At 61.2% G+C, this 19,052-nt stretch carries 17 protein-coding genes; 10 read left to right on the top strand and 7 right to left on the bottom strand.

Annotated elements, in window-relative coordinates; genetic code table 11:
- The first annotated feature begins 78 nt into the window (after nt 1-78).
- From M6D32_RS11695 to M6D32_RS11685, 3 genes are all read left to right on the top strand, one after another.
- Nucleotides 79-1,143 carry a glycosyltransferase family 1 protein gene (locus M6D32_RS11695; protein WP_298256187.1) on the top strand — a complete coding sequence of 355 codons (1,065 nt, stop codon included), beginning with the start codon at nt 79-81 and terminating at the stop codon, nt 1,141-1,143.
- 64 nt (nt 1,144-1,207) lie between these two features.
- On the top strand, nt 1,208-1,915 hold the full coding sequence (locus M6D32_RS11690; protein WP_298256185.1) for a methyltransferase domain-containing protein: 708 nt from the start codon (nt 1,208-1,210) through the stop codon (nt 1,913-1,915).
- A gap of 74 nt (nt 1,916-1,989) precedes the next feature.
- Nucleotides 1,990-2,625, top strand: coding sequence for a hypothetical protein (locus M6D32_RS11685; RefSeq protein ID WP_298256183.1), 636 nt, complete (start codon nt 1,990-1,992; stop codon nt 2,623-2,625).
- A gap of 251 nt (nt 2,626-2,876) precedes the next feature.
- On the opposite strand, the gene M6D32_RS11680 is transcribed toward M6D32_RS11685, so the two are convergent.
- Nucleotides 2,877-4,535, bottom strand: coding sequence for an aminotransferase class III-fold pyridoxal phosphate-dependent enzyme (locus M6D32_RS11680; RefSeq protein WP_298256181.1), 1,659 nt, complete (start codon nt 4,533-4,535; stop codon nt 2,877-2,879).
- A gap of 198 nt (nt 4,536-4,733) precedes the next feature.
- Between M6D32_RS11680 and asd the strand changes: the two genes are divergently transcribed.
- Nucleotides 4,734-5,600, top strand: coding sequence for an archaetidylserine decarboxylase (asd, locus tag M6D32_RS11675; RefSeq protein ID WP_298256179.1), 867 nt, complete (start codon nt 4,734-4,736; stop codon nt 5,598-5,600).
- A gap of 130 nt (nt 5,601-5,730) precedes the next feature.
- Here the strand turns inward: asd and M6D32_RS11670 are convergent, their stop codons facing one another.
- A complete protein-coding gene (locus M6D32_RS11670) occupies nt 5,731-7,035 on the bottom strand; it encodes a FecR domain-containing protein (RefSeq protein ID WP_298256177.1) in 1,305 nt (434 codons plus the stop codon).
- 507 nt (nt 7,036-7,542) lie between these two features.
- Here M6D32_RS11670 and M6D32_RS11665 point away from each other — a divergent pair.
- The 4 genes from M6D32_RS11665 to M6D32_RS11650 all read left to right on the top strand — a co-directional run bounded on the left by M6D32_RS11665 (nt 7,543) and on the right by M6D32_RS11650 (nt 12,383).
- Nucleotides 7,543-8,802, top strand: a complete 1,260-nt coding sequence (locus M6D32_RS11665; RefSeq protein WP_298256174.1) for an extensin family protein — start codon at nt 7,543-7,545, stop codon at nt 8,800-8,802.
- Between the two features lie 454 nt (nt 8,803-9,256).
- The gene (locus tag M6D32_RS11660; protein WP_298256172.1) at nt 9,257-10,504 is read left to right on the top strand and encodes an acyltransferase; all 1,248 of its coding nucleotides are present in this window, start codon (nt 9,257-9,259) and stop codon (nt 10,502-10,504) included.
- A 14-nt stretch (nt 10,505-10,518) separates the two neighbouring features.
- Nucleotides 10,519-11,655 carry an FtsX-like permease family protein gene (locus tag M6D32_RS11655; protein ID WP_298256170.1) on the top strand — a complete coding sequence of 379 codons (1,137 nt, stop codon included), beginning with the start codon at nt 10,519-10,521 and terminating at the stop codon, nt 11,653-11,655.
- The gene (locus tag M6D32_RS11650) at nt 11,652-12,383 is read left to right on the top strand and encodes an ABC transporter ATP-binding protein (protein WP_298256168.1); all 732 of its coding nucleotides are present in this window, start codon (nt 11,652-11,654) and stop codon (nt 12,381-12,383) included. Before M6D32_RS11655 ends, M6D32_RS11650 begins: the two co-directional genes overlap by 4 nt.
- 194 nt (nt 12,384-12,577) lie before the next feature.
- Here the strand turns inward: M6D32_RS11650 and M6D32_RS11645 are convergent, their stop codons facing one another.
- The 5 genes from M6D32_RS11645 to M6D32_RS11625 form a co-directional block, all read right to left on the bottom strand.
- Entirely contained in the window at nt 12,578-13,630 is a 1,053-nt protein-coding gene (locus M6D32_RS11645; protein WP_298256166.1) for a DUF2336 domain-containing protein, read from the bottom strand.
- Between the two features lie 317 nt (nt 13,631-13,947).
- Entirely contained in the window at nt 13,948-14,655 is a 708-nt protein-coding gene (locus tag M6D32_RS11640; RefSeq protein WP_298256164.1) for a hypothetical protein, read from the bottom strand.
- A gap of 213 nt (nt 14,656-14,868) precedes the next feature.
- The gene (locus M6D32_RS11635; RefSeq protein ID WP_298256162.1) at nt 14,869-15,318 is read right to left on the bottom strand and encodes a hypothetical protein; all 450 of its coding nucleotides are present in this window, start codon (nt 15,316-15,318) and stop codon (nt 14,869-14,871) included.
- Nucleotides 15,319-15,367: 49 nt separating this feature from the next.
- The gene (locus tag M6D32_RS11630; protein WP_298256160.1) at nt 15,368-15,541 is read right to left on the bottom strand and encodes a hypothetical protein; all 174 of its coding nucleotides are present in this window, start codon (nt 15,539-15,541) and stop codon (nt 15,368-15,370) included.
- Nucleotides 15,542-15,864: 323 nt separating this feature from the next.
- A complete protein-coding gene (locus tag M6D32_RS11625; protein ID WP_298256158.1) occupies nt 15,865-16,251 on the bottom strand; it encodes a hypothetical protein in 387 nt (128 codons plus the stop codon).
- A gap of 102 nt (nt 16,252-16,353) precedes the next feature.
- Between M6D32_RS11625 and M6D32_RS11620 the strand changes: the two genes are divergently transcribed.
- Both M6D32_RS11620 and M6D32_RS11615 read left to right on the top strand, forming a co-directional pair.
- The gene (locus tag M6D32_RS11620) at nt 16,354-17,484 is read left to right on the top strand and encodes an AraC family transcriptional regulator (protein WP_298256155.1); all 1,131 of its coding nucleotides are present in this window, start codon (nt 16,354-16,356) and stop codon (nt 17,482-17,484) included.
- Nucleotides 17,485-17,897: 413 nt separating this feature from the next.
- Complete coding sequence (locus M6D32_RS11615) at nt 17,898-18,725, top strand: sterol desaturase family protein (protein WP_298256153.1); 828 nt, start codon at nt 17,898-17,900, stop codon at nt 18,723-18,725.
- The last annotated feature ends 327 nt before the right edge of the window (nt 18,726-19,052 follow it).

The raw sequence follows: 19,052 nt of genomic DNA, 5'->3' as shown, positions 1-19,052 counted from the left end.
AGTGCCCATGGCTTTCCGAAGTTCGTGAAAGATGGGTGCTGAGGCGGAACACGAACTTCGGAAAGTGGGCACTGACCGATGCGAATCCTGATAGCGACAGACGCCTGGCATCCGCAGGTCAACGGCGTGGTGCGCACGCTGACTTCGCTGCGGCGGGCAGCCGGCTCGCTGGGCGGCGACGTTCAGTTCCTGACGCCCGAGGGTTTTCCCTCGATGGATCTTCCGACCTATCCGGGCCTTCAGGTCGCCTGGCCCAACCGGTGCGAGATCGCACGGCGCATCGAGGCAGCGAATCCCGAGGCGATCCATATCGCCACCGAGGGGCCGGTCGGCTGGGCGGCGAGGGCCTATTGCCGCCGTCATGGACTTGCCTTCACGACGTCCTATACGACGCGGTTTCCCGAATATATCGCGGTTCGCTCGATCGTTCCGGCGTCGGTGCCTTACGCGGTGCTGCGCTATTTCCATAACGCGGCGGCGACGACCATGGTCGCGGTCCCCTCTCTTTATAACGAGCTCTCCGCGCGCGGCTTCCGCAAGCTCGCCTTCTGGGGACGGGGCGTCGATACCGATTTGTTCAATCCGGATCACCCGGCAACGCTCGATCTGCCGCGCCCGATCTTCATGACCATGGGGCGCGTCGCGATCGAGAAGAACATCGAGGCGTTTCTGTCGCTCGATCTGCCCGGCTCGAAAGTCGTGATTGGCGACGGGCCACAGCGCCGCGAGCTCGCGCAAAAATATCCTGATGTCAAATTCCTGGGCGAAAAGAAGGGCGCGGACCTCACCGCGCATCTCGCCGCAGCCGACGTCTTCGTATTTCCGAGTCTCACCGACACGTTTGGCGTCGTGCAGCTTGAAGCGCTCGCCTGCGGCGCGCCGGTTGCTGCGTTTCCGGTGACGGGCCCGATCGACGTGATATCAGGCCATCCGATCGGCGCGCTCGACAACGACCTGCGCGCTGCGTGCTTACGCGCGCTCACGATGTCGCGCGAAACCTGTCGCCAGTTTGCGCTGGAGCGCTCCTGGGAAAACAGCGCGCGTCAGTTCATCGCTAATTTGAGTGCGTTGCAGCCGAGCCGCGCACCGCGGCCCGTCACGATCGCAAGCGAAAGCCATGCGGTCGGCGGCTCACGAACCTAACCACAACGATGCCTGGATCCGCGGGTTGGGATCAGTACTGGACGAGGAAAACGAGAAAATCATCATGGCAGAGAGCATCAAACTCGACGGCACTCAGCTCGACTTCGACCGCGAGACGGTCGAACAGGCGTATGACCGCTGGGCTCCGATTTACGACCTTGTGTTCGGCGGCGTGTTCTCGAAGGGACGCGATGCCGCGATCCAGGCGACCAACAAGCTCGGCGGCCGCGTGCTCGAGGTCGGCGTCGGCACCGGGATTTCGTTGCCGTTGTATGCGCCGCATGTGCGCATCTTCGGCACCGACATTTCGGAGGCCATGCTCAACAAGGCGAGAAAGCGCGTTGCCGAGCAGAAATTGAAGAACGTCGAGGGGCTCGCGGTGATGGATGCCGAGAAGCTCGAATTCCCCGACAATTCCTTCGATGTCGTGATGGCGCAATATGTCGTCACCGCGGTGCCTAACCCCGAAGTGGCGCTTGATGAGTTTGCCCGCGTGTTGCGACCGGGTGGCGAACTGATCATCCTGACCCGGGTCAGCGCCGATGACGGATTGCGCCGCTTCATCGAGCAGGGTTTGCAGCCGGTGGTGCGCCGGCTCGGCTTCCGCACCGCCGAGTTCGCGTGGTCGCGCTACGCGCGCTGGCTCTCGGGCGCGAACAGCGTCGAACTTGCGGAACGCCGTCTGATTCCGCCGCTCGGTCACTTCTCGCTGGTGCGGATCCGGAAGCTCAGACACGGTTTTACGACAGCCGCGTCGCGTGATGGTGTGTGACATCTTGATGATGTCACACACCGGACATCGAAATCCCGTACCGTTCCTTTGACTCACCCCTTTTGAGGATGACCATGATCAAGAATTTCCTGGAGCAGTTGCGGATCCAGCGCTGGGACGACCATCGCTTCTACCATCACAGCCGGATCAATCAGAGCCTGCACTTCGTCAGTGCCGCAAGTTTCCTGATCGGCTATGCGATGATGTTCTTCGATCCCTTGATGTCGGCGCTGATCGGCTGGCTGGTCTCGATGACCTCGCGCCAGGCCGGGCACTTCTTCTTCGAGCCGCGCGACTACGATCATCTCAACGACGCGTCCCACGAGCACAAGGAAGCGATCAAGGTCGGCTATAACCTGCGCCGCAAGGTAGTGCTGATGACGATTTGGGCGGCCTCGCCGATCGTGCTCTACTTCGATCCGACGCTGTTCGGTCTGGCCGATCCGTGGGTCACACCGGCCGATTTCATGCGGCAGGTCGCCAGGATCTGGCTGTTCGTCGGCATCGGTGGTCTTCTGTTCCGCACCGTGCAGCTGTTCTTCATCCGTGACGTCGAAACCGGCCTCGTCTGGATGACCAAGATCCTCACCGACCCCTTCAACGACTTCAAGCTCTATTGCAAGGCGCCGCTCGCCCTGCTGCGCGGCGAACTGATCGATCCGGGCCTCGACATCATCGAGCACAACGAGCTCGTCGAAAAGCAGGCCTGAAACCCGATTCAATGTCAGTGACTTCTCATGCCCGGGCAAAAGCGCGAAGCGCGTCTTCGCGTTAGATGTCCCGGGCATCTATGTTTTGGTGCATCGTGAATTGCCTTTTATCCCTCCCCCCGCGAAGCGGAGATCAGGGTGGGGGGCGCGGGTTCGCGGCAATTCCCCCCACCCCGACGCTAGCCTACGGCGCGCGTCGAGCCTCCCCACCACTCGCTATGCTCGCGGGGGGAGGGATAAGAGAGAGGACTTCAGCGCCGAAACCGGCTCCTCAGCATCTCTTTGAGGATCTGGCGGCGGATCGCCTTGTTGGTCAGCTCAGGCGGGTGCCACCACCAGCCGTCGCGCTTCATCTTTTCAGCCGCCGTGACGAAACGCTGCTCGACCTCGGCAAAATCGGCGTCGGTGAAATTCAGGCTGAAGATGAAGCGGCCGCTGCCGACCCAACTCAAAGCAAGGCCTTCGGCGCGCAGGTAATACTGGAACATCCAGTTGTAGCGGGAGGGTTCGGTATATTGCGCCGTCCAGACCGAGGAGAAATTGGCGACACGCACGGGAAGGTTTTCGCCCGCGAGCCGCGCGTTAAGCCGCGCGGCGCGGCCGTTCCAGGTCTCGTCCAGCCCCTGATAGATGCCGCGGAAGTTCGGGCTTGCGAGCCGCGACAGGAACTCGTCCATCGCCGTCATGACATAGGGGTGCGCGTTGAAGGTGCCGCGGGCAAAGCAGATGTCGGCGGGACGATCGTCGCGGAAGCGGCGCATCAACTCCTTCTTGCCGCAGACGACGCCGATGGGAAGCCCGCCGGCAAGGCTCTTGCCGTAAGTCACCATGTCGGCACGCACGCCGAAATACTCCTGCGCGCCGCCGGGCGCGATGCGAAAACCGAGAAACACCTCGTCGAAGACCATGACGATGCCGCGCTGGTCGCAGACCTTGCGCAGTTCCTGCAGCCATGCGGCATAGGCCTCGCGGTCGAAATGCGCGGTTCGCGAGGAATCGACCAGCGTGGAATCGCCCGGTGCGTTGGCGTTCGGATGCAGTGCCTGCAACGGGTTGACCAGCACGCAGGCGATGTCGCGGCGTGTTCTCAAGACATGCAGGGTCTTCTCCGACATGTCGGCGAGCGTATAGGTCTCGTGGGCGGGAAGCGGATTGCCCACACCGGGCTGCACGTCGCCCCACCAGCCGTGATAGGCGCCGGCGAAGCGAACCAGATGCGTGCGCCTGGTGTGGTAACGGGCGAGACGCACCGCCTGCATCACGGCTTCAGTGCCGGACATGTGGAACGAGACTTCGTCGAGCCCGGAGATCTCGCAGATGCGCCGCACATTCTCGGCGACGACGGGATGGTAGCTGCCGAGTACGGGGCCGAGCGCACGGGCGCGCTTCTCGCCTTCGACGATGCACTCCTTGTAGAAGTCGTTGCCGAAGATGTTGACGCCGTAGGAGCCGGTGAGGTCGTAGAACAAATTGCCATCGACGTCGGTGACGGTGACGCCGGACGATTTTTCGGTGAATGCCGAGGTGCCGAGGTTCTGCTGCACCAGACGAGAGAACTGGAACGGCACGCGATAGGCGCGGGTGAACTGCAGGTCGGAGACCCGGTCCGCCGCCTCCGCCGTCATCTGCCGTCCCTTGGCGTAGCGTTCGGCGTAAAGCTTCGCGAGCGCAAAGAAGGCGTCCTTTCGCTGGCTCGCGATTTCCGGTGGCGCGCCATCGGCGGCAAAATATTGGTCGCCGGAAAATTCATAGAAAGGCAGCAGCCGTGCCACCCGCCGCGACATCTTCGAATGTCCGGTCAGCGAGTGGTGCTTGGCGCGCGACAAATCCAGCCGCGCCTTGATCTTCGGGAAGGCGGCGGCGGCCACCACCGCTGCGGACAGCGAGAGAATCGGGAGAGACGAATCCATGCCAGAAGCAGCTAATGTCCCGATTCCGAAGTTCGTACCACGTTGCGGCTCCTTGCTTACGAACTTCGGAATCGATAGGACACTAGCCAACTTAAATTACCTAGTGTGGCTTTGATTCCAAAGTCCGCATGACGAACTCGCGGCATCAATGATGCGGACTTTTGAATCGCCACACTAGCGCCTCGATCTAACAGATTCATGACAGTCAAAGGCCTGATCGCAGCCGTGAGCGAGCAGGAGGATCTTAACTTCCTCCTGACCAACCGGATTCCGCGCGCGGCTGTGACGCGCTTCATGGGCTGGTTCAGCAAAATCGAAAATCCCTATGTCTGCGCCGCCTCGATTGCGCTCTGGCGGCTGTTTTCGGACCTCGATCTCGCGGAGGCCAAAAAGGCCGAGTTCAGGAGCCTGCACGATTGTTTCACGCGCGAACTGAAGGATGGCCTGCGTCCGTTCGATCCTGACCCTGCAATCGTCACAAGCCCGAGCGATGCGATCATCGGCGCGCATGGCGCGATCGAGGACACCGAGTTGTTCCAGATCAAGGGCGCGAATTATTCGCTGCTCGATCTCCTGGGCATGCCCGAACTGGTCGAAACCCACCGCAACGGCCGCTTCGTCACCTTGCGGCTGACCTCGAGCATGTATCACCGCTTCCACGCGCCGGCGGATTTCAGGGTCGAACGCGTCACTTTCATCAGTGGCGATACCTGGAACGTCAATCCGATCGCGCTCAAGCGCGTCGAAAAGCTGTTCTGCAAGAACGAGCGCGCGGTGATCGAAACCCGTCTCCCCTCGGGCGAAGCGCTGACGATTGTTCCGGTTGCGGCCATCCTGGTCGCGAGCCTCCGCCTTCACTGCATCGATCGGACGTTGAATGCACAAACTCAAGCGCCCACCGTCTATCCTTGTGACGCGACGGTGAAGAAGGGCGATGAACTCGGCTGGTTCGAGCACGGCTCGACCATCATCGTGCTGACGCCGGGTCGTTTCGAGTTCTGCCCCAACGTGCGCGAAGGCGTGCGCATCAAGGCCGGGCAGCCGCTATTGCGGAAGATGGGATAACGATTGGCCTCATGGTTCGAGACGCCGCGTAAGGACGCGGCTCCTCACCATGAGGGTCTTGCTCTCAACCTCGTCCTTAAGGAGCATCGCGGTGAGCGATGCGTCTCGAAGGACGGCGGCACCAGAAATCCTACCGCCGCTTCTCCTTCGGCGGTTTCCGTGGCGGCGGTGGACGGCGGGGTGCGGCGGGGCGGTTCGGCAATCCGCCCTGGCGCAGCGCCGGCGCATTGGGCCGCTGCGCGCCGGGCGGTTGTTGGGGCCGCACTTGCCCGGTCGCGCGATTCGGCTGACCGGGTTGACCCGGCTGGCCGGCGCGATTTGGTTGACCCGGCTTCCCTTGCTCCGTCGCGCGGTTCGGCTCGCCCGGCCGGCCTTGTTGGCCGCTGCGGTTGTTGGGCAAAGCATGTTGCTGCGGGCCACCCGGACGTTGCTGCAGATTGTTCTGCCGCTGCTGGCCGGGCCGAGCCGGAGCATTACGCTGGTTGTTGTTTCGGTTCGGGTTGGCGCGCCGCAGCGCGCGTTGTTCGCTCACGACCTGGCGGCCGATATTCTGCGCCGCATGCACCTGGCGCACGATGCCCTGGTCGCGCGCGGCCTCTCGCGGCGAAATCGTCAGCGGCGCGGCGGTGATGCGGCCGCCGGCGCCGGCGCGGATGGTGAAGCCGCTCGCGCCTCGTGTGAGCGTGCCGAGCCGCACGCCATTGCGATCGGTCACCTCGATGATGCCGACATGGCCGTCCGGATCGGGATAGAGCTTGATGTTATGCGCGCCGCCGCCGGCGCCATTCACCTCGACAAGTCCGGTGGTGCCGCGAATGCCCAGCGTTGCGGTCGGCGTTGCGATTTTCATGTTGCCGGTCTTGGCGACGGCGGAGGCGACAAAGGCGACGGTGCCCTTGGTGACGTCGAACAGCGCCGAGTTCTGCTGGCCGCCCTCCTGATAGACAAAGTCGTCGACCTTGATGGAGGCGCTGGCGGTGAGGTTGAAGGTCGTGGCATCGTTGAAGGTGACGCCGAGCGTGGAATCGGTAAATGTCACCAACACGTCATTGAGGTAGATGTCATCCTTCAACTTGAGCGGAAGCGTGTTCTGGTTGCGGATGACGCTTGCCGTGCCTGTCAGCGTCGCGACATTGCCGATCGGCTCGTCCGATGCGGCGGGCTGGGTGGAAGAAGCCGGCTGCGAGGAAGCCGCAGCGGGGGCAGGTGAAGGCGCTGGCGGCTGCGCCTGCGCCAGTTGGATTTGGGCACCGATTGCGCTCGCCAACGGCAGTATGATGTCGACATCCGTTGCATCCGGTGCGGGATAGGCCAGCGCCGGACCGGCCAGCGCAAGACCTGCGAGCGCAACGCCTGACAGTATCGCAAGCACCCGCGACCACCGTCGTGCCGCGCTGGATCCGCGATGATGCGGGGTCGTCGTTGAAAGATGCATGTTTTGGAAATCCGCCCTGCCCAAAGAGCCACTGATGCAGCAAGAAATGTATTTAAACAATTGAGGCCGGTATCGGCTGAACGCGGCATGAACGTCCGCGTCAGGGAGGCCGGCGATTGCACGCGGCTCCTCGGCGCAAAAAACCGGCGGGTCAAAGACCCGCCGGTTTTCGAAACCGAATGACCGGATGAGGTCAGAACACGCCCAACACGATCGCGCCGACAAAGGCAAATGCGAGGTACGCCGTCACCACGCTCAGCTGACTGACGAAGGGACGAAGGGCCATTTGATGCTCCAAGGGTGGGTTGCTCCAAAGGTCGCGTCGAAGTCACTCAAGCTCAACCAGCGCTAACGTCAAAAGCTAGCGACTCACTCATTGACGAAAAAGTCAGCGCTGCTGTCCATGCACCGCACCCCCGCGGCGCAGCATCGGCCGCGGCGTGGTTAAAGAGTCGTGAAATCAAGACGTTGATGAGTCCTTAAATAAATTGGTTGAAGTTCTCGCGCATGACGCGCGGAGTTTGTTGGTTTCTCGTCGGCTCCTTCGTCCTTGTATCGTTGGCAGGCTGCGGCCGCGGATTTTTTTCCGAGGAACGCGAGCCGTGGCGGGCCGAGGCCGAGGCCGCCTGCCTGAAATCCGGCGCAGTCAAGGAAGGTCCTGATATCGTTCGGATTAGCCCGATTTCAGGGCCCGGTGCCTGCGGTGCCGATTTTCCGTTGAAAGTTTCCGCGATCGGCGAAAGCACCTCGACGTTCGGCTTTGCTGATGACGATCTTCGTCCACCGGCTTCCATCGGCAACCAGCCGCGCTGGCCGGTCGGCCAGCCGCCTCAACCGCCGCCCCCATCGTCTTATTATCGGCAGCAGCCATATCCTGCGCCCAACTCCGGCGGAGCGGGCTACGGCGCGGGCGAATACGGAGCGCCGTCGGGTCCGGTCTCGCTGCGCGCGCCCAGCGTGGCGCCGGATCAGGATGGCATCCGCCTGCCGAGCGAAGGCGTGCCGCCGGGCTGGCAGGCCGGGCCTTCTTCGCCGTATGCGCCGCCGCCGCCGTCCTACTCGCGCGACCGTTATGCGCCGACCTTGCCGGAGCGTGGCGAGGCGCCGATGTCATCCGCCCCGGCTTATCCTTCGTATCAGCCGCCGCCGCGGTTGGGTCCGGGAGCGATGGAGCCCGTTGTCGCCGGTCCCGTTGCGGTCAAGCCCGCAGCAACGCTCGCATGTCCAATCGTCTCGGTGCTCGATCGCTGGTTCGCCGACACCGTGCAGCCGGCGGCGCAGCGCTGGTTCGGTAGCCGCGTAGTCGAGATCAAGCAAATCTCCGCCTATTCCTGCCGCGGCATGAACGGCAATCCCAACGCGCGCATTTCCGAACACGCTTTCGGCAACGCGCTCGACATCGCCGCCTTCACATTCGCCGACGGCCGCCGTGTCACGGTGAAGGACGGCTGGCACGGTCTGCCGGAAGAGCAGGGATTTCTGCGCGACGTCGAGGCCGGCGCGTGCCAGCAATTCACCACCGTGCTCGCGCCAGGCTCCAACGCCTATCATTACGACCACATCCACGTGGACCTGATGCGCCGTGCCTCGAGGCGACTGATCTGCGAGCCGGCGGCGGTCTCCGGCGAGGAAGTCGCCGCACGCGTCATGCGACGCAACCCCTATGCCTCGCGCGAACCGGCGGTGACGGGATCGCTCGGCAAGACCGCGTCTTCGCGCAGGCACCGCGGCAAGGTCGACGACGAAGACGACTCGGAAGACGAATAGGGGCGCGCGGACCCCTTTCCCCGGATGCTACGCAGCGCGTAGCGAAGGCGGAGCGGTGGTTTGCGGATCCGGGGCCCATAATCCACGACACTAGTGGTCCGATTCTAACATTCGCATCCCTTCTCAGCGGGCACCTTTGCGAATGTTAGAATCATAGGACCACTAGCAAGGATATGTTTCTAGTGGAGTTTAGGATTTGACATTCGCTTTCCGAGTTTGCGGCTAGGTGGGTAGCGAATGTCAAATCCACTCCACTAGGTCCCGGCTGTGCGGAGCGGCGTTGCACGCTGCACCCGCGTCCGGGACATCAGCGCTGTGCTCACCGCGCCCCAGGCCCGTCATCGCTCGGTCTCGAGCTTGTCGATATGCCGTCGCGGGAAAGTCGCCCTTGGAACCAACAGTGTGGCCTCGCGGTTGGATTTTCAGCACCTGAAATTATTTCCCGTGGCGCGACATGAACTCGAATGTAAATGTGCCGTTCAGCAATCTGCGCGCAGTGGTCATCCTGATCGTGGTCGCCTTTCATTCGGCGCTGCCTTATCTTGCATCGCAACCCCCGCACCCCTTTGCTTTTGATGCCGAACCCTATCGCTGGGTGGCGTTCCCGATCATCGATCAGCAGCGCTGGTTCGGCTTTGACCTTTTTTGCGCCTGGCAGGACATCAGCCTGATGCCCCTGATGTTTTTCCTCGCCGGCCTGTTTGCGCCGGCAAGTCTTGGACGCAAGGGTGCGTTTCGCTATCTCGCCGATCGGTGGTGGCGGATCGGCCTTCCCTTTGTGCTGGCGGTCGCGATCCTCAGCCCGCTTGCCTACTATGCCTCGTATCGCCTCACGGCAGTCGACCCGTCGCTATCGGCGTTCTGGCAGCACTGGCGCAAGCTTCCGATGTGGCCCTCCGGCCCGCAATGGTTTCTATGGCAGCTGTTCGTGCTCAGCGCGCTCGCCTCCGCGCTGTATGGCTTCGCGCCTCGCTGGGGTGAGGCCTTGAGCCGTTGGGCCGGTCGGCTAGGCAAGAGACCGCTCGTCTTCGTCGCGTGCCTGACCGGATTCTCGGCGCTCGCCTATATTCCGCTGGCGATGATCTTCACGCCCTGGGCCTGGAGCAATGTCGGGCCGATCTCGTTCCAATATAGTCGTCCCTTGCACTATCTCGTTTATTTCTTTGCCGGCTTTGCCATCGGCGCCTATGGCTGCGAACGCAGCCTGTTGCGCAACGACGGGCCCATCGCCAGGTACTGGCTCGCCTGGCTTGCGGGTGCCACGATCTGCATGTGCGCCTGGGGCGGTTTGACATCGCTGACCTTGCCGGACTGGAACGCGAGTCCGCTGGTTGAGCGGCTGGCGGCGGCGGCTGCCTTTCCCTTTGCCAGCGCGGCCGGCGTGATGGCCTATCTCGGAATCGCGCTGCGGCTGTTGCGCGCGCGCGACCACCTGCTCGATAGCCTGTCGGCGAACGCCTACGGCATCTATCTAGTGCATTATGTCTTCGTGCTGTGGCTGGGATATGCGCTGGTCGGCGCGCCATTGAACGCCGTGTTCAAGATGATCATCGTCTTCTCGGCCGCGCTGATGCTAAGCTGGCTGACAAGCGCCGGCGCCAGCGCGATCGTCGGGCCGCGCTTGAAGGCTGCATTCAAGGGTCCTGCACTGCGGCATTCGGCCATTCCGCGCGACGGCGTGGTCGTTGACCAGACACGATGAGGGAATGAGGTTAGATGTCTCTGGTCATGACGCTTGCCACGCGCAACCTCCTTCACGACCGGCTGCGCTTGGTCGCGACGCTGATCGGGATCGTGTTCTCGGTGGTGCTGGTGATGATCCAGATGGGCCTTTTCCTCGGCTTCGGTCACATGGTCTCGACCATGATCGATCACGCCAATGCCGATCTCTGGGTGCTGCCCAAAGGCGCGAAGTGCTTTGAGGATCCGTCGCAGCTCGACGTCAAGCTGCGCGAGAAGGTCGCTGCCGCAGACGGTGTCGCCTCCGTGGTGCCGCTCGTGATCGGCTTCTCCGACTGGCGGCTCGACTCGGGCGAGGTCACGCCGGTCTTCATCGTCGGCTCTGACGTGAAGGCCGGAGGGCTACAGCCCTGGAACGTGGTCGAAGGCGACGTCCGCTCGCTCTCGCAATGGGGCGCTGTTGCGGTCGACCGCACCTATTTCGACCGGCTCGGGATCAAGAAGCTCGGCGATGCCGCGGAGATCCATGGTCACAAGGTCAAGGTGGTTGCGGTGACCGACGGCATCCGCTCGTTCACCACCACGCCCTATGTGTTCGTCGATCAGAAAGACTCCCGCTTCTATACCGGCATGTTTCCGAGCAAGGCGAGCGATCTGCTCGTTCGCCTCAAGCCCGACGCCGATCGCACCAAGGCGGTGCAGGCGATCCGCGACCGTGTCGGTAACGACGTCGAGGTGCTCACCACGGCCGAATTCCGCAAGCGCAGCCGATCCTTCTGGCTGTTCGGCACTGGCGCCGGCGCGGCGCTGTTTGCCGGCGCCATTCTCGGGGTGATCGTCGGCACCGTGATCGTGGCGCAGACGCTCTATTCCTCGACCAAGGATCACCTGAGCGAATTTGCCACGCTCCGCGCAATGGGCTCGTCGAACAACTACATCTACGGCGTCATTATCTATCAGGCACTGTTTAACGCGGTGGTCGGCTTCATCATGGCCGGTGCGATCGGTTACGTGGTGGTCAGGATGACCGAAAGAAGCGCGCTTCCGATCGTGATCACGCCGTGGCTGATGGCCGCGCTGTTCGTTCTCACGGTCGTCATGTGCGTGGCCTCGGGCTTCGTGGCCATCATCCGCGTCGTTCGTATCGATCCTGCCTCGGTTTTCATGCGATGAACGACATCATTATCGATGCCAGGGAAATCAGGAAGACGCTCGGCAAAGGCGCCGGGGAGGTGCAGGCGTTGCGTGGCGTCGACCTCGCTCTGCGCAAGGGCGAGCTGACGCTCCTGATGGGGCCGTCCGGCAGCGGCAAGACCACGCTGCTTCTGATCCTCGGCTGCATGTTGACGCCGAGCGCGGGCAGGGTGACCGTTTGCGGCACCGCGACTTCGGATGCCGACAAGGAAGCTCTCGCCCGAATCCGCCGCGACCATATCGGCTTCGTATTCCAGTCCTATCATCTGTTCCCGACCATGACGGCCCGGCAAAATGTCCAGCTCGCGCTCGATATTCGCGGCCATCACGGCCGGGACGCCGCGCGAAAATCGCGCGATGCGCTCGCGCTTGTCGGGCTCGACCAAAAGGCGAAGTCGCTGCCCGACTCTTTAAGCGGCGGCGAACAGCAACGGGTTGCGATCGCCCGCGCCTTTGTCGCCAATCCTTCTGTCATTCTCGCCGACGAGCCGACTTCGGCGCTCGACGGCGACAGCGGTCGCGCCATCATGCGCATTCTTGTGGACGCAGCTCACAAGCGCGACCGGGCGGTGCTCGTCGTCACCCACGATCCCCGCATCGTTTCGTTCGCCGATCGCATCGTCAGGATCGAGGACGGTGTTCTGGCGGATGAACAAGCCGACGAAAGCGAGCGGCGGCGCTTGCCAAAGGCCGCCTCATGGCCGTGAGGCGGCCATCACCATGAGTAAATAGGCGGTACTAGTGCTCCGATTCCGAAGTTCGTATCACATTGCGGCTCCACGTTTACGAACTTCGGAATCAAAGGAGCACTAGCCAATTATATGATTCTAGTGCGGTTTAGAATTTGAAGTTCCTATGACGAGGTTACCGCGAAACTGATAGGAACTTCAAATTCACCGCACTAGAACCGGACGGTGCGCTGCGCGGCAGACAGGGAAAACGACTGGAAGGTTTCCTGCGCTTTTGCGAGTTCCTCTGCCGGGACCGGCGGCAAGCCCGGGCGATTCCTGACAACCATCTTCGTCGTGCCCCAGCTCAATCTGCCCGCCTTGCAAGACAGGACGAGACCTTCGATCTTCTCGCTGGCGATCAGGGCCCAGATGACGTTGGCCGGCGATCCCGTCAGCACGGCGAGCGCTGCGGCAACATCGAGGTAGTCACGGCCGGCCGCTGCGCGATTCACGGTGGAATCGCGCAGCTTGCCCTTGCGGGCGACCTCCGCCATCCTGGCCTGAGCGCGTGCCAGATCCGACGGGTCGGGATCGGGCATGCCGGACGTTGCCCTGGACGCAACGGTGTCTTCAATCTGGTCGCGCATGGCGCGTGGCCTCGAGGACTGCAGCCGCATCTGCGCATCTTCGAGCCTGGTTTGAATCTCTCGCTTGATCGAATCCGGCATGTCCCTCCGGCGCGCGAGTTTTTCCGCGAGCTTGGGGTCGTTCTGTGCGAACTCGGCGAGACGGACCCAGCCGGCTTCCGACATTTGGGCCCCGCGGTTTTCGGCCAACGCCTGGTGAACGGCCGACGGCCCGCGTTGTATCAATGTATCGCTCAGCGAATGATCGATCGAATGTCTGGAAGCAATCGCGAGGTGGTGGGCGAGGCCGGACGACGCGATGACCTCGAGGAGAACGCCTTGAGCGACGCCTCCGGACTTCAGAACAGGCGCCCAGACGGACTCGTTCCCGTCGAAGGCAAGCCGGCGGGTAACCTGAGGCAAGGAGCAGTTCGCCTCCGAGAGTTTTTGGCTCAATTTGGTCAACGATTGCGTATCGACGTGGTCGATCAATCGGCCAAGGACGCTGTCGAAGAGCTCAATCTGGGACGCCGACAACTTTTCAATGCTGCACAGGAACAGCTTCGCGGTGCGATCCAGGACGGCAGCCCAGCGCTCGGCGGGCCATCCCTCCGTCGCATCCAATTCCGCGAGCAACTGCAACGTTGCCGTTTCCATCGACGCCTCTGGGGCTTTCAAGAAATCGGGGCGGCTTTGGCAGCTCGCCTGGATCGAAAATAAAAAGTCCGCTGAAACAAACTTCCCGGCAAGGTAGCGGGCAGGTTTTATGATTTGATTAACGTTTGACCCTTCGCGGGACTGTCGGTGCATGTCAGCCGGTGGGCAGTCGATTTCCGCAAAAAAGCGCCTCTGGCGGCGGCGACGCGGGCTTGGCACATTTCCGCGGTATTATGGCGCAAACGCCACAAGCGGGAGCACCTAGTACCGACCACATGAAAGGAGTGGTCGATGCGCGGTATAGGTGGATGGATTGTTTAGTCTTTGCTGCCGATCAAAATTATGATTGGAGTAGAAAGTTGGGCAGACTCCGCAATAGGTGATGTTGGCGGTTCAAGTACCCAGCTATTCTTATATCCAGCGTCAGTCAGCGCATGGAACAATTCGATAGCGAGTGGCTGTAGGTACGGGCTTGAAATATGTGTCTCGATGCCTCTTAGCATATCCATTCCCACGTCTGGCTTTCCACCTGCCGGTTTAGTTACGATACCGCCCCGAGGCCAGTTTATCCAGCGCCAGTCAGCCGCCTTCAGCGCATCTGCAATATCGCTAGCAAAATCTATCGACTCGGCCCCGACCGCCGACATAGCAAATGCTATATGCTGGAAACCTTTCATACGTTCGGCAATGGAGGCCTTTTGCTCTACTGTTAATCGTCGCGGAGTGGTCAGTTTTGCCAACTCTAACTTAGCTTCAAGGGCGCGGGCATTTGCGTCTGCGGCGCGAGCATTTGAATCGGAAATTTTACCCCCTGTTTCCAATTTATATTTTTCTAGCGCATCCTCTGCCGCCGATGTCTCCCTTTTATGGGAGACGATTGAACCAGCAGTCGTGATGCCGACGGCAACGCCAGCTAGTGCGGCGAATATCACTGCCAATATCAGCGAAGAATCCCACCATTCGCCGTTATGGCCGAGAAACAGGGTTGAAGCTGCCGCATTTGCGCTGGCTATCGTTTCTGTCATCGGTGGGCTTGCCGTAGTTGCGTTTGGCATTTTTTGCACGTCGCACTATGCGAAGGAAGCCCTAACCTAGATTTCATCCAAAACAACTTGTTCTAATTCCAGGCGCCGCAACGCACGCGTCTCGAACGGGGATCAGGTGAACCGGATTGCCGCGCTTGCGATGAAGCGCGGCAAGTCAGTGGACTTCACTGGCTATTGGCAGCGGCATATTGATTAGCCGCCCAACACGCGTCCGAGAATTTCATAGAAATCTGGCTTAACCAATTTGATTACGAAGGCCATCGCAATCAAAAATATAGTCCAGCAAGCAGCTCCCATAAAAGCTTCTCGCACGCCATCCCAAAAGCCCTTTTTGGATTTTGCCGCCTCGGCTTTGTACTCTTGCAAGGCGGCCTCAAGGAAGGCGACACGCTCTTGCTCTACGATGTTGTTGGCAAAATCCTGCAAGACATCGGTAGCTTTTTCAGTATGGGCAGCGATGCCGTGCGGGACATAGCAATCGTACCATTCCTTATATTTGCCGTGGGTGGGCCAAGCAGGCTGAGACTCTGCCCACTTACATTCGGAATCAATGTACATGCCGAAGGCGACGTACCCGGTTAGGGTATCACCGTGGTTGTTTTTGAAATGCTCAAAGGCCAGCACATACAACGGCTTTGGCATGCGAATGAACGCGGTAGCAACCGCCCCCTAGCTGCCCGCCGTAAGGCTATTATTTTTCTTGCAGCTGTTTTGAAATTTCACGAGCAATTTGATCAGTCATTTGGTTGATCGTTTCGCTCGTTTGCCGAGAGGCATTGTTGACGGCGTCGCGGCCAACATGGATTTGAACAGCAACCTGCGGAGCCCGCTCTTGCGGCCCCTGCTTCTTCATTGCGAATGACATTTGCCTATCCCCACCGGCAGGAACACCTTACCAGTGGCTCCATCGCTGACAAGTCGAAAGACAAGACATAGTATTGGTGTTTGTTCCTTCTAGGGCGTTAACGCCCTATGGATCAAAGTTAATTTTAATTGTGTGTCGCTGTGAGTACAGCTCCGGTTCAGGTCAATTTTGGGGATTTTCCCCCGTTAACCTGTGTGACAGCGATTCCCGCCGACTAGCCAACTAGCCGCCTTCCCACGGGCCCCATCCCCGACGCAGGCGGCACGGCCTCAACCGATCCCGGACCTATTCCGCATCAGCGGACTGGATGGCCGCTTGAACGTCTATCTCCTGCTTGCGGGTGGCCTTGGGCTCCCGGCCTTCCAGAACCGCGTCCATATCATCTGCCGCGCCGTCATGGGCTTCTCTGCGGTCCTGAGCACGTCCAGTACGGCCCTGTATAATGTGCCATGCTTGAACCAGGGATTGCCTTGGTTGCGCCGTTTGACCGCGATGGCCCGCAGGTTCACTTCCGGATTGAGCATCTTCATGACGGCCTCGACCTGCATCATCTGCATTCGGAGCTTGTCACCCTGCTTGCGGTTGCCTTCGATCTTGCCGGCCAGCTCGGCATGAAGCTGCGTAAGGGTGTTGAGGCTTGCTTGGTTAGGATTGTCCCGAGCGGCATTGCTGTCTCCGATGTTTGCGGAGACATGGTGGGGATCGTTCAAAATTCTTGTGGCGTCTGCGCCACAATACCGCATTTCCGAAGTCCTCGCCCTGATCGAGCGAATTTGCTAAGTCTCGCGCGGAAAAATCCTGGGGAGCCGGACGTGGCCGTTTTCGAAGCAGCATTGCGCGGAGGAGCGGTATTCCTGTTGATTTTGCTCGCGGTGCTCCTGGTGCGCGACGCGCGGCAGATTGCAGCCGCGCGGTTCGCCGCGTTCTTTGCCCTTGGGGTTGCCTGCTACGCGGTCGTCTCGGCCTCGGAATTTGCCGCGGGACTGCCCGCCTGGCTGCTGCCGCTGCGCTTCGTTGCGATGGGCAATCCGGTCGTCTTCTGTCTGTTTGCGGCCGCTCTGTTCGACGACGACTTCAAGCCTTCCTGGTGGCAGGGGCTCGCCTGGCTCGCGGTCGTGGCGGTTGGGGCTTCCTGTTTGTGGATCGGCACGCCCGCCGCCCGCATCGGCTTCAGCACCGTCGGACTCGCCTGCAATGCGGTGGGCGCCTGGTATGCGCTGGCCGAGCGGTCGCTCGATCTCGTCGAACAACGCCGGCGATTGCGCGGCATGCTGGTGGTCGTCATCGCCTTCTATGCAACGGCGATTATTGCATCGGAGATTCTCTACCCGGGCGGCAGCGGCGGTCCGGCACTGGGGATGGCGATCAGCGCCGGCGTTCTGGCGATCGTGATGGTGTTCGCGGCCGCTCTGTTTGTGGTCAATCGCGACGGATCGCTGATTCCATTTGATCAGTCGGAGCCGCAACCGCTTGCGGTCACACCGCGCCGGCCGGCGGCGGCGGCGGGTGTTGTTGGGCAATCCGACGATGAGGGAGCGCCGATGCTTCTCGCATTGCGCCGGTTGATGGAGCACGACCGGGCCTACCGCGAGGAGGGGCTGTCGATCGGCGGTCTTGCCGGGAGGCTTGGCATCGCCGAACACGCGCTGCGGCGCCTGATCAATCAGCGGCTCGGCCATCGCAACTTCAATGCCTTTCTCAACGGCTATCGTCTGGACGAGGTCGCCGCGGCACTGGCCGATCCGGCGCAGGAGGCGGTGCCGATTCTCACCATTGCGCTGGACGCCGGTTTCCAGTCGCTCGGCCCCTTCAACCGGGCCTTCAAGTCCAGGACCGGCATGACCCCGAGCGAGTTCAGGCGCGAACAGCTAGTGTCCCGATTCCGAAGTTCGTCGCATTTTTCGGAGCCACGTTTTCGAACTTCGGAATCGAAAGGACACTAGCCAAACCTATTAATCTAGTGGAGTGGATTTGACATTCGCTACCCACTTGGCCGCGGGTTCGTCAGGCGAATGTCAAATCCAAAACTCCACTAGAAACCTATATTTGCTAGTGGTCCTTTGATTCTAACATTCGCAAAAGTGGCCGCTGAGATGGGATGCGAATGTTAGAATCGGACCACTAGTGTGGCTTTGGTTCAGAAGTCCGCATGACGGACCCGTGGCACAAACGATGCGGACTTCTGAACCGCCACACTAGGTCAGAATGGCCGATTGGCGGCCGCATAGGGCGTTCTCTTCAGGAATCGGCTGGCCGATTTCGAATTCGGCCAACCATTTTGCAAGCTTCGGCGAGCCCATCGCCGTGCCTCCGTTCAGGATCGTACCGGTTTTCGATCCCCAAACGGAGTGTTCCGATGCAGACCATTCTCGAGCTACTCGCCAGTTTCTGGCAAATCTGGTCCCCCAACCTCTTTCTCGACGTCGGCCGCTACGTGGTTGCGGCCGGCGGACTGGCGCTGATCCTGAAGCTGTTCTGGAATTTCGGCCTTAGGCGCCGCAAGATCCAGGCGCGCTGGGCCACCACTGCCGACATTCGCCGCGAAATCCTGGCCTCGCTGCGGACCGGCGTCATCTTCTCGCTGAATGGCGCGGCTATCGTCTACGGCGCAATCCACGGCGTCTTCACGATCTACATGGATTTCGACAAGGCCGGCATCGGTTATCTCGCGGTCAGCCTGGCCGGGATCATCGTCGCGCATGACGCCTACTTCTACTGGACCCACCGGCTGATGCACCAGCCGCGTCTCTATCCTTATTTCCATCGCACGCATCATCGCTCGGTCACGCCGACGCCCTTTGCGGCCTACGCCTTTGACATTCCCGAAGCGATGTTGATGGCGACGTTCACGCCACTGTGGCTGTGGTTCGTGCCGATGCATGCGCTCGGCCTGTTCCTGTTCATGGCCTTCATGATCGTCCGCAACGTCATGGGCCACGCCGGCGTCGAACTGATGCCGCGCTCGCTCGCCGACAGCCGCTGGTTCGGATGGATCAACGCGACCACCCATCACGATCTCCATCACGCGACCTTCCATCACAACTACGGTCTCTACTTCACCTGGTGGGACCGGATGATGGGAACGGAGCATCCCGCCTATCGCGAAAAATTGCGCGGCACGCCTGCCCATGATGCCGCCGGCTCCGTGGTTAGCGTCGCTCGCCCGGCCGCCGCGACGAGCTGAGTTGGACGAAGATAACGCACTGGAGCAGTTGCGAGCCCGGCTTTGAGCAATCAAGGCCGGGCTCTAATCCTGCCGGCTGCGCCGGCGGGCGAAGGTGAGCGTGAGGTCCCAGACGATAAGGACGCCGCCGATCGAAAGGCAGTTATGTCCCCGGTCGACTGACAGGCGCCGGCTTGCGATCAGACGTCTGTCCGTAGCGGGTGAAGATGTCGTATTTTTGTAGCTCGTGATCTGTCGCCTTCGTTGTTGAGTTTCGGAGGAGCCGGAAAGCGTGGACGGTTCCGCCAGCCTGGTCATGCCATGGATATTGCTGCCGGGTTAGCCCTC

It is taken from the genome of Bradyrhizobium sp., from assembly GCF_027307225.1.
Taxonomy (GTDB): domain Bacteria; phylum Pseudomonadota; class Alphaproteobacteria; order Rhizobiales; family Xanthobacteraceae; genus Bradyrhizobium.
This window is presented reverse-complemented; position numbering and strand designations above follow the sequence as displayed.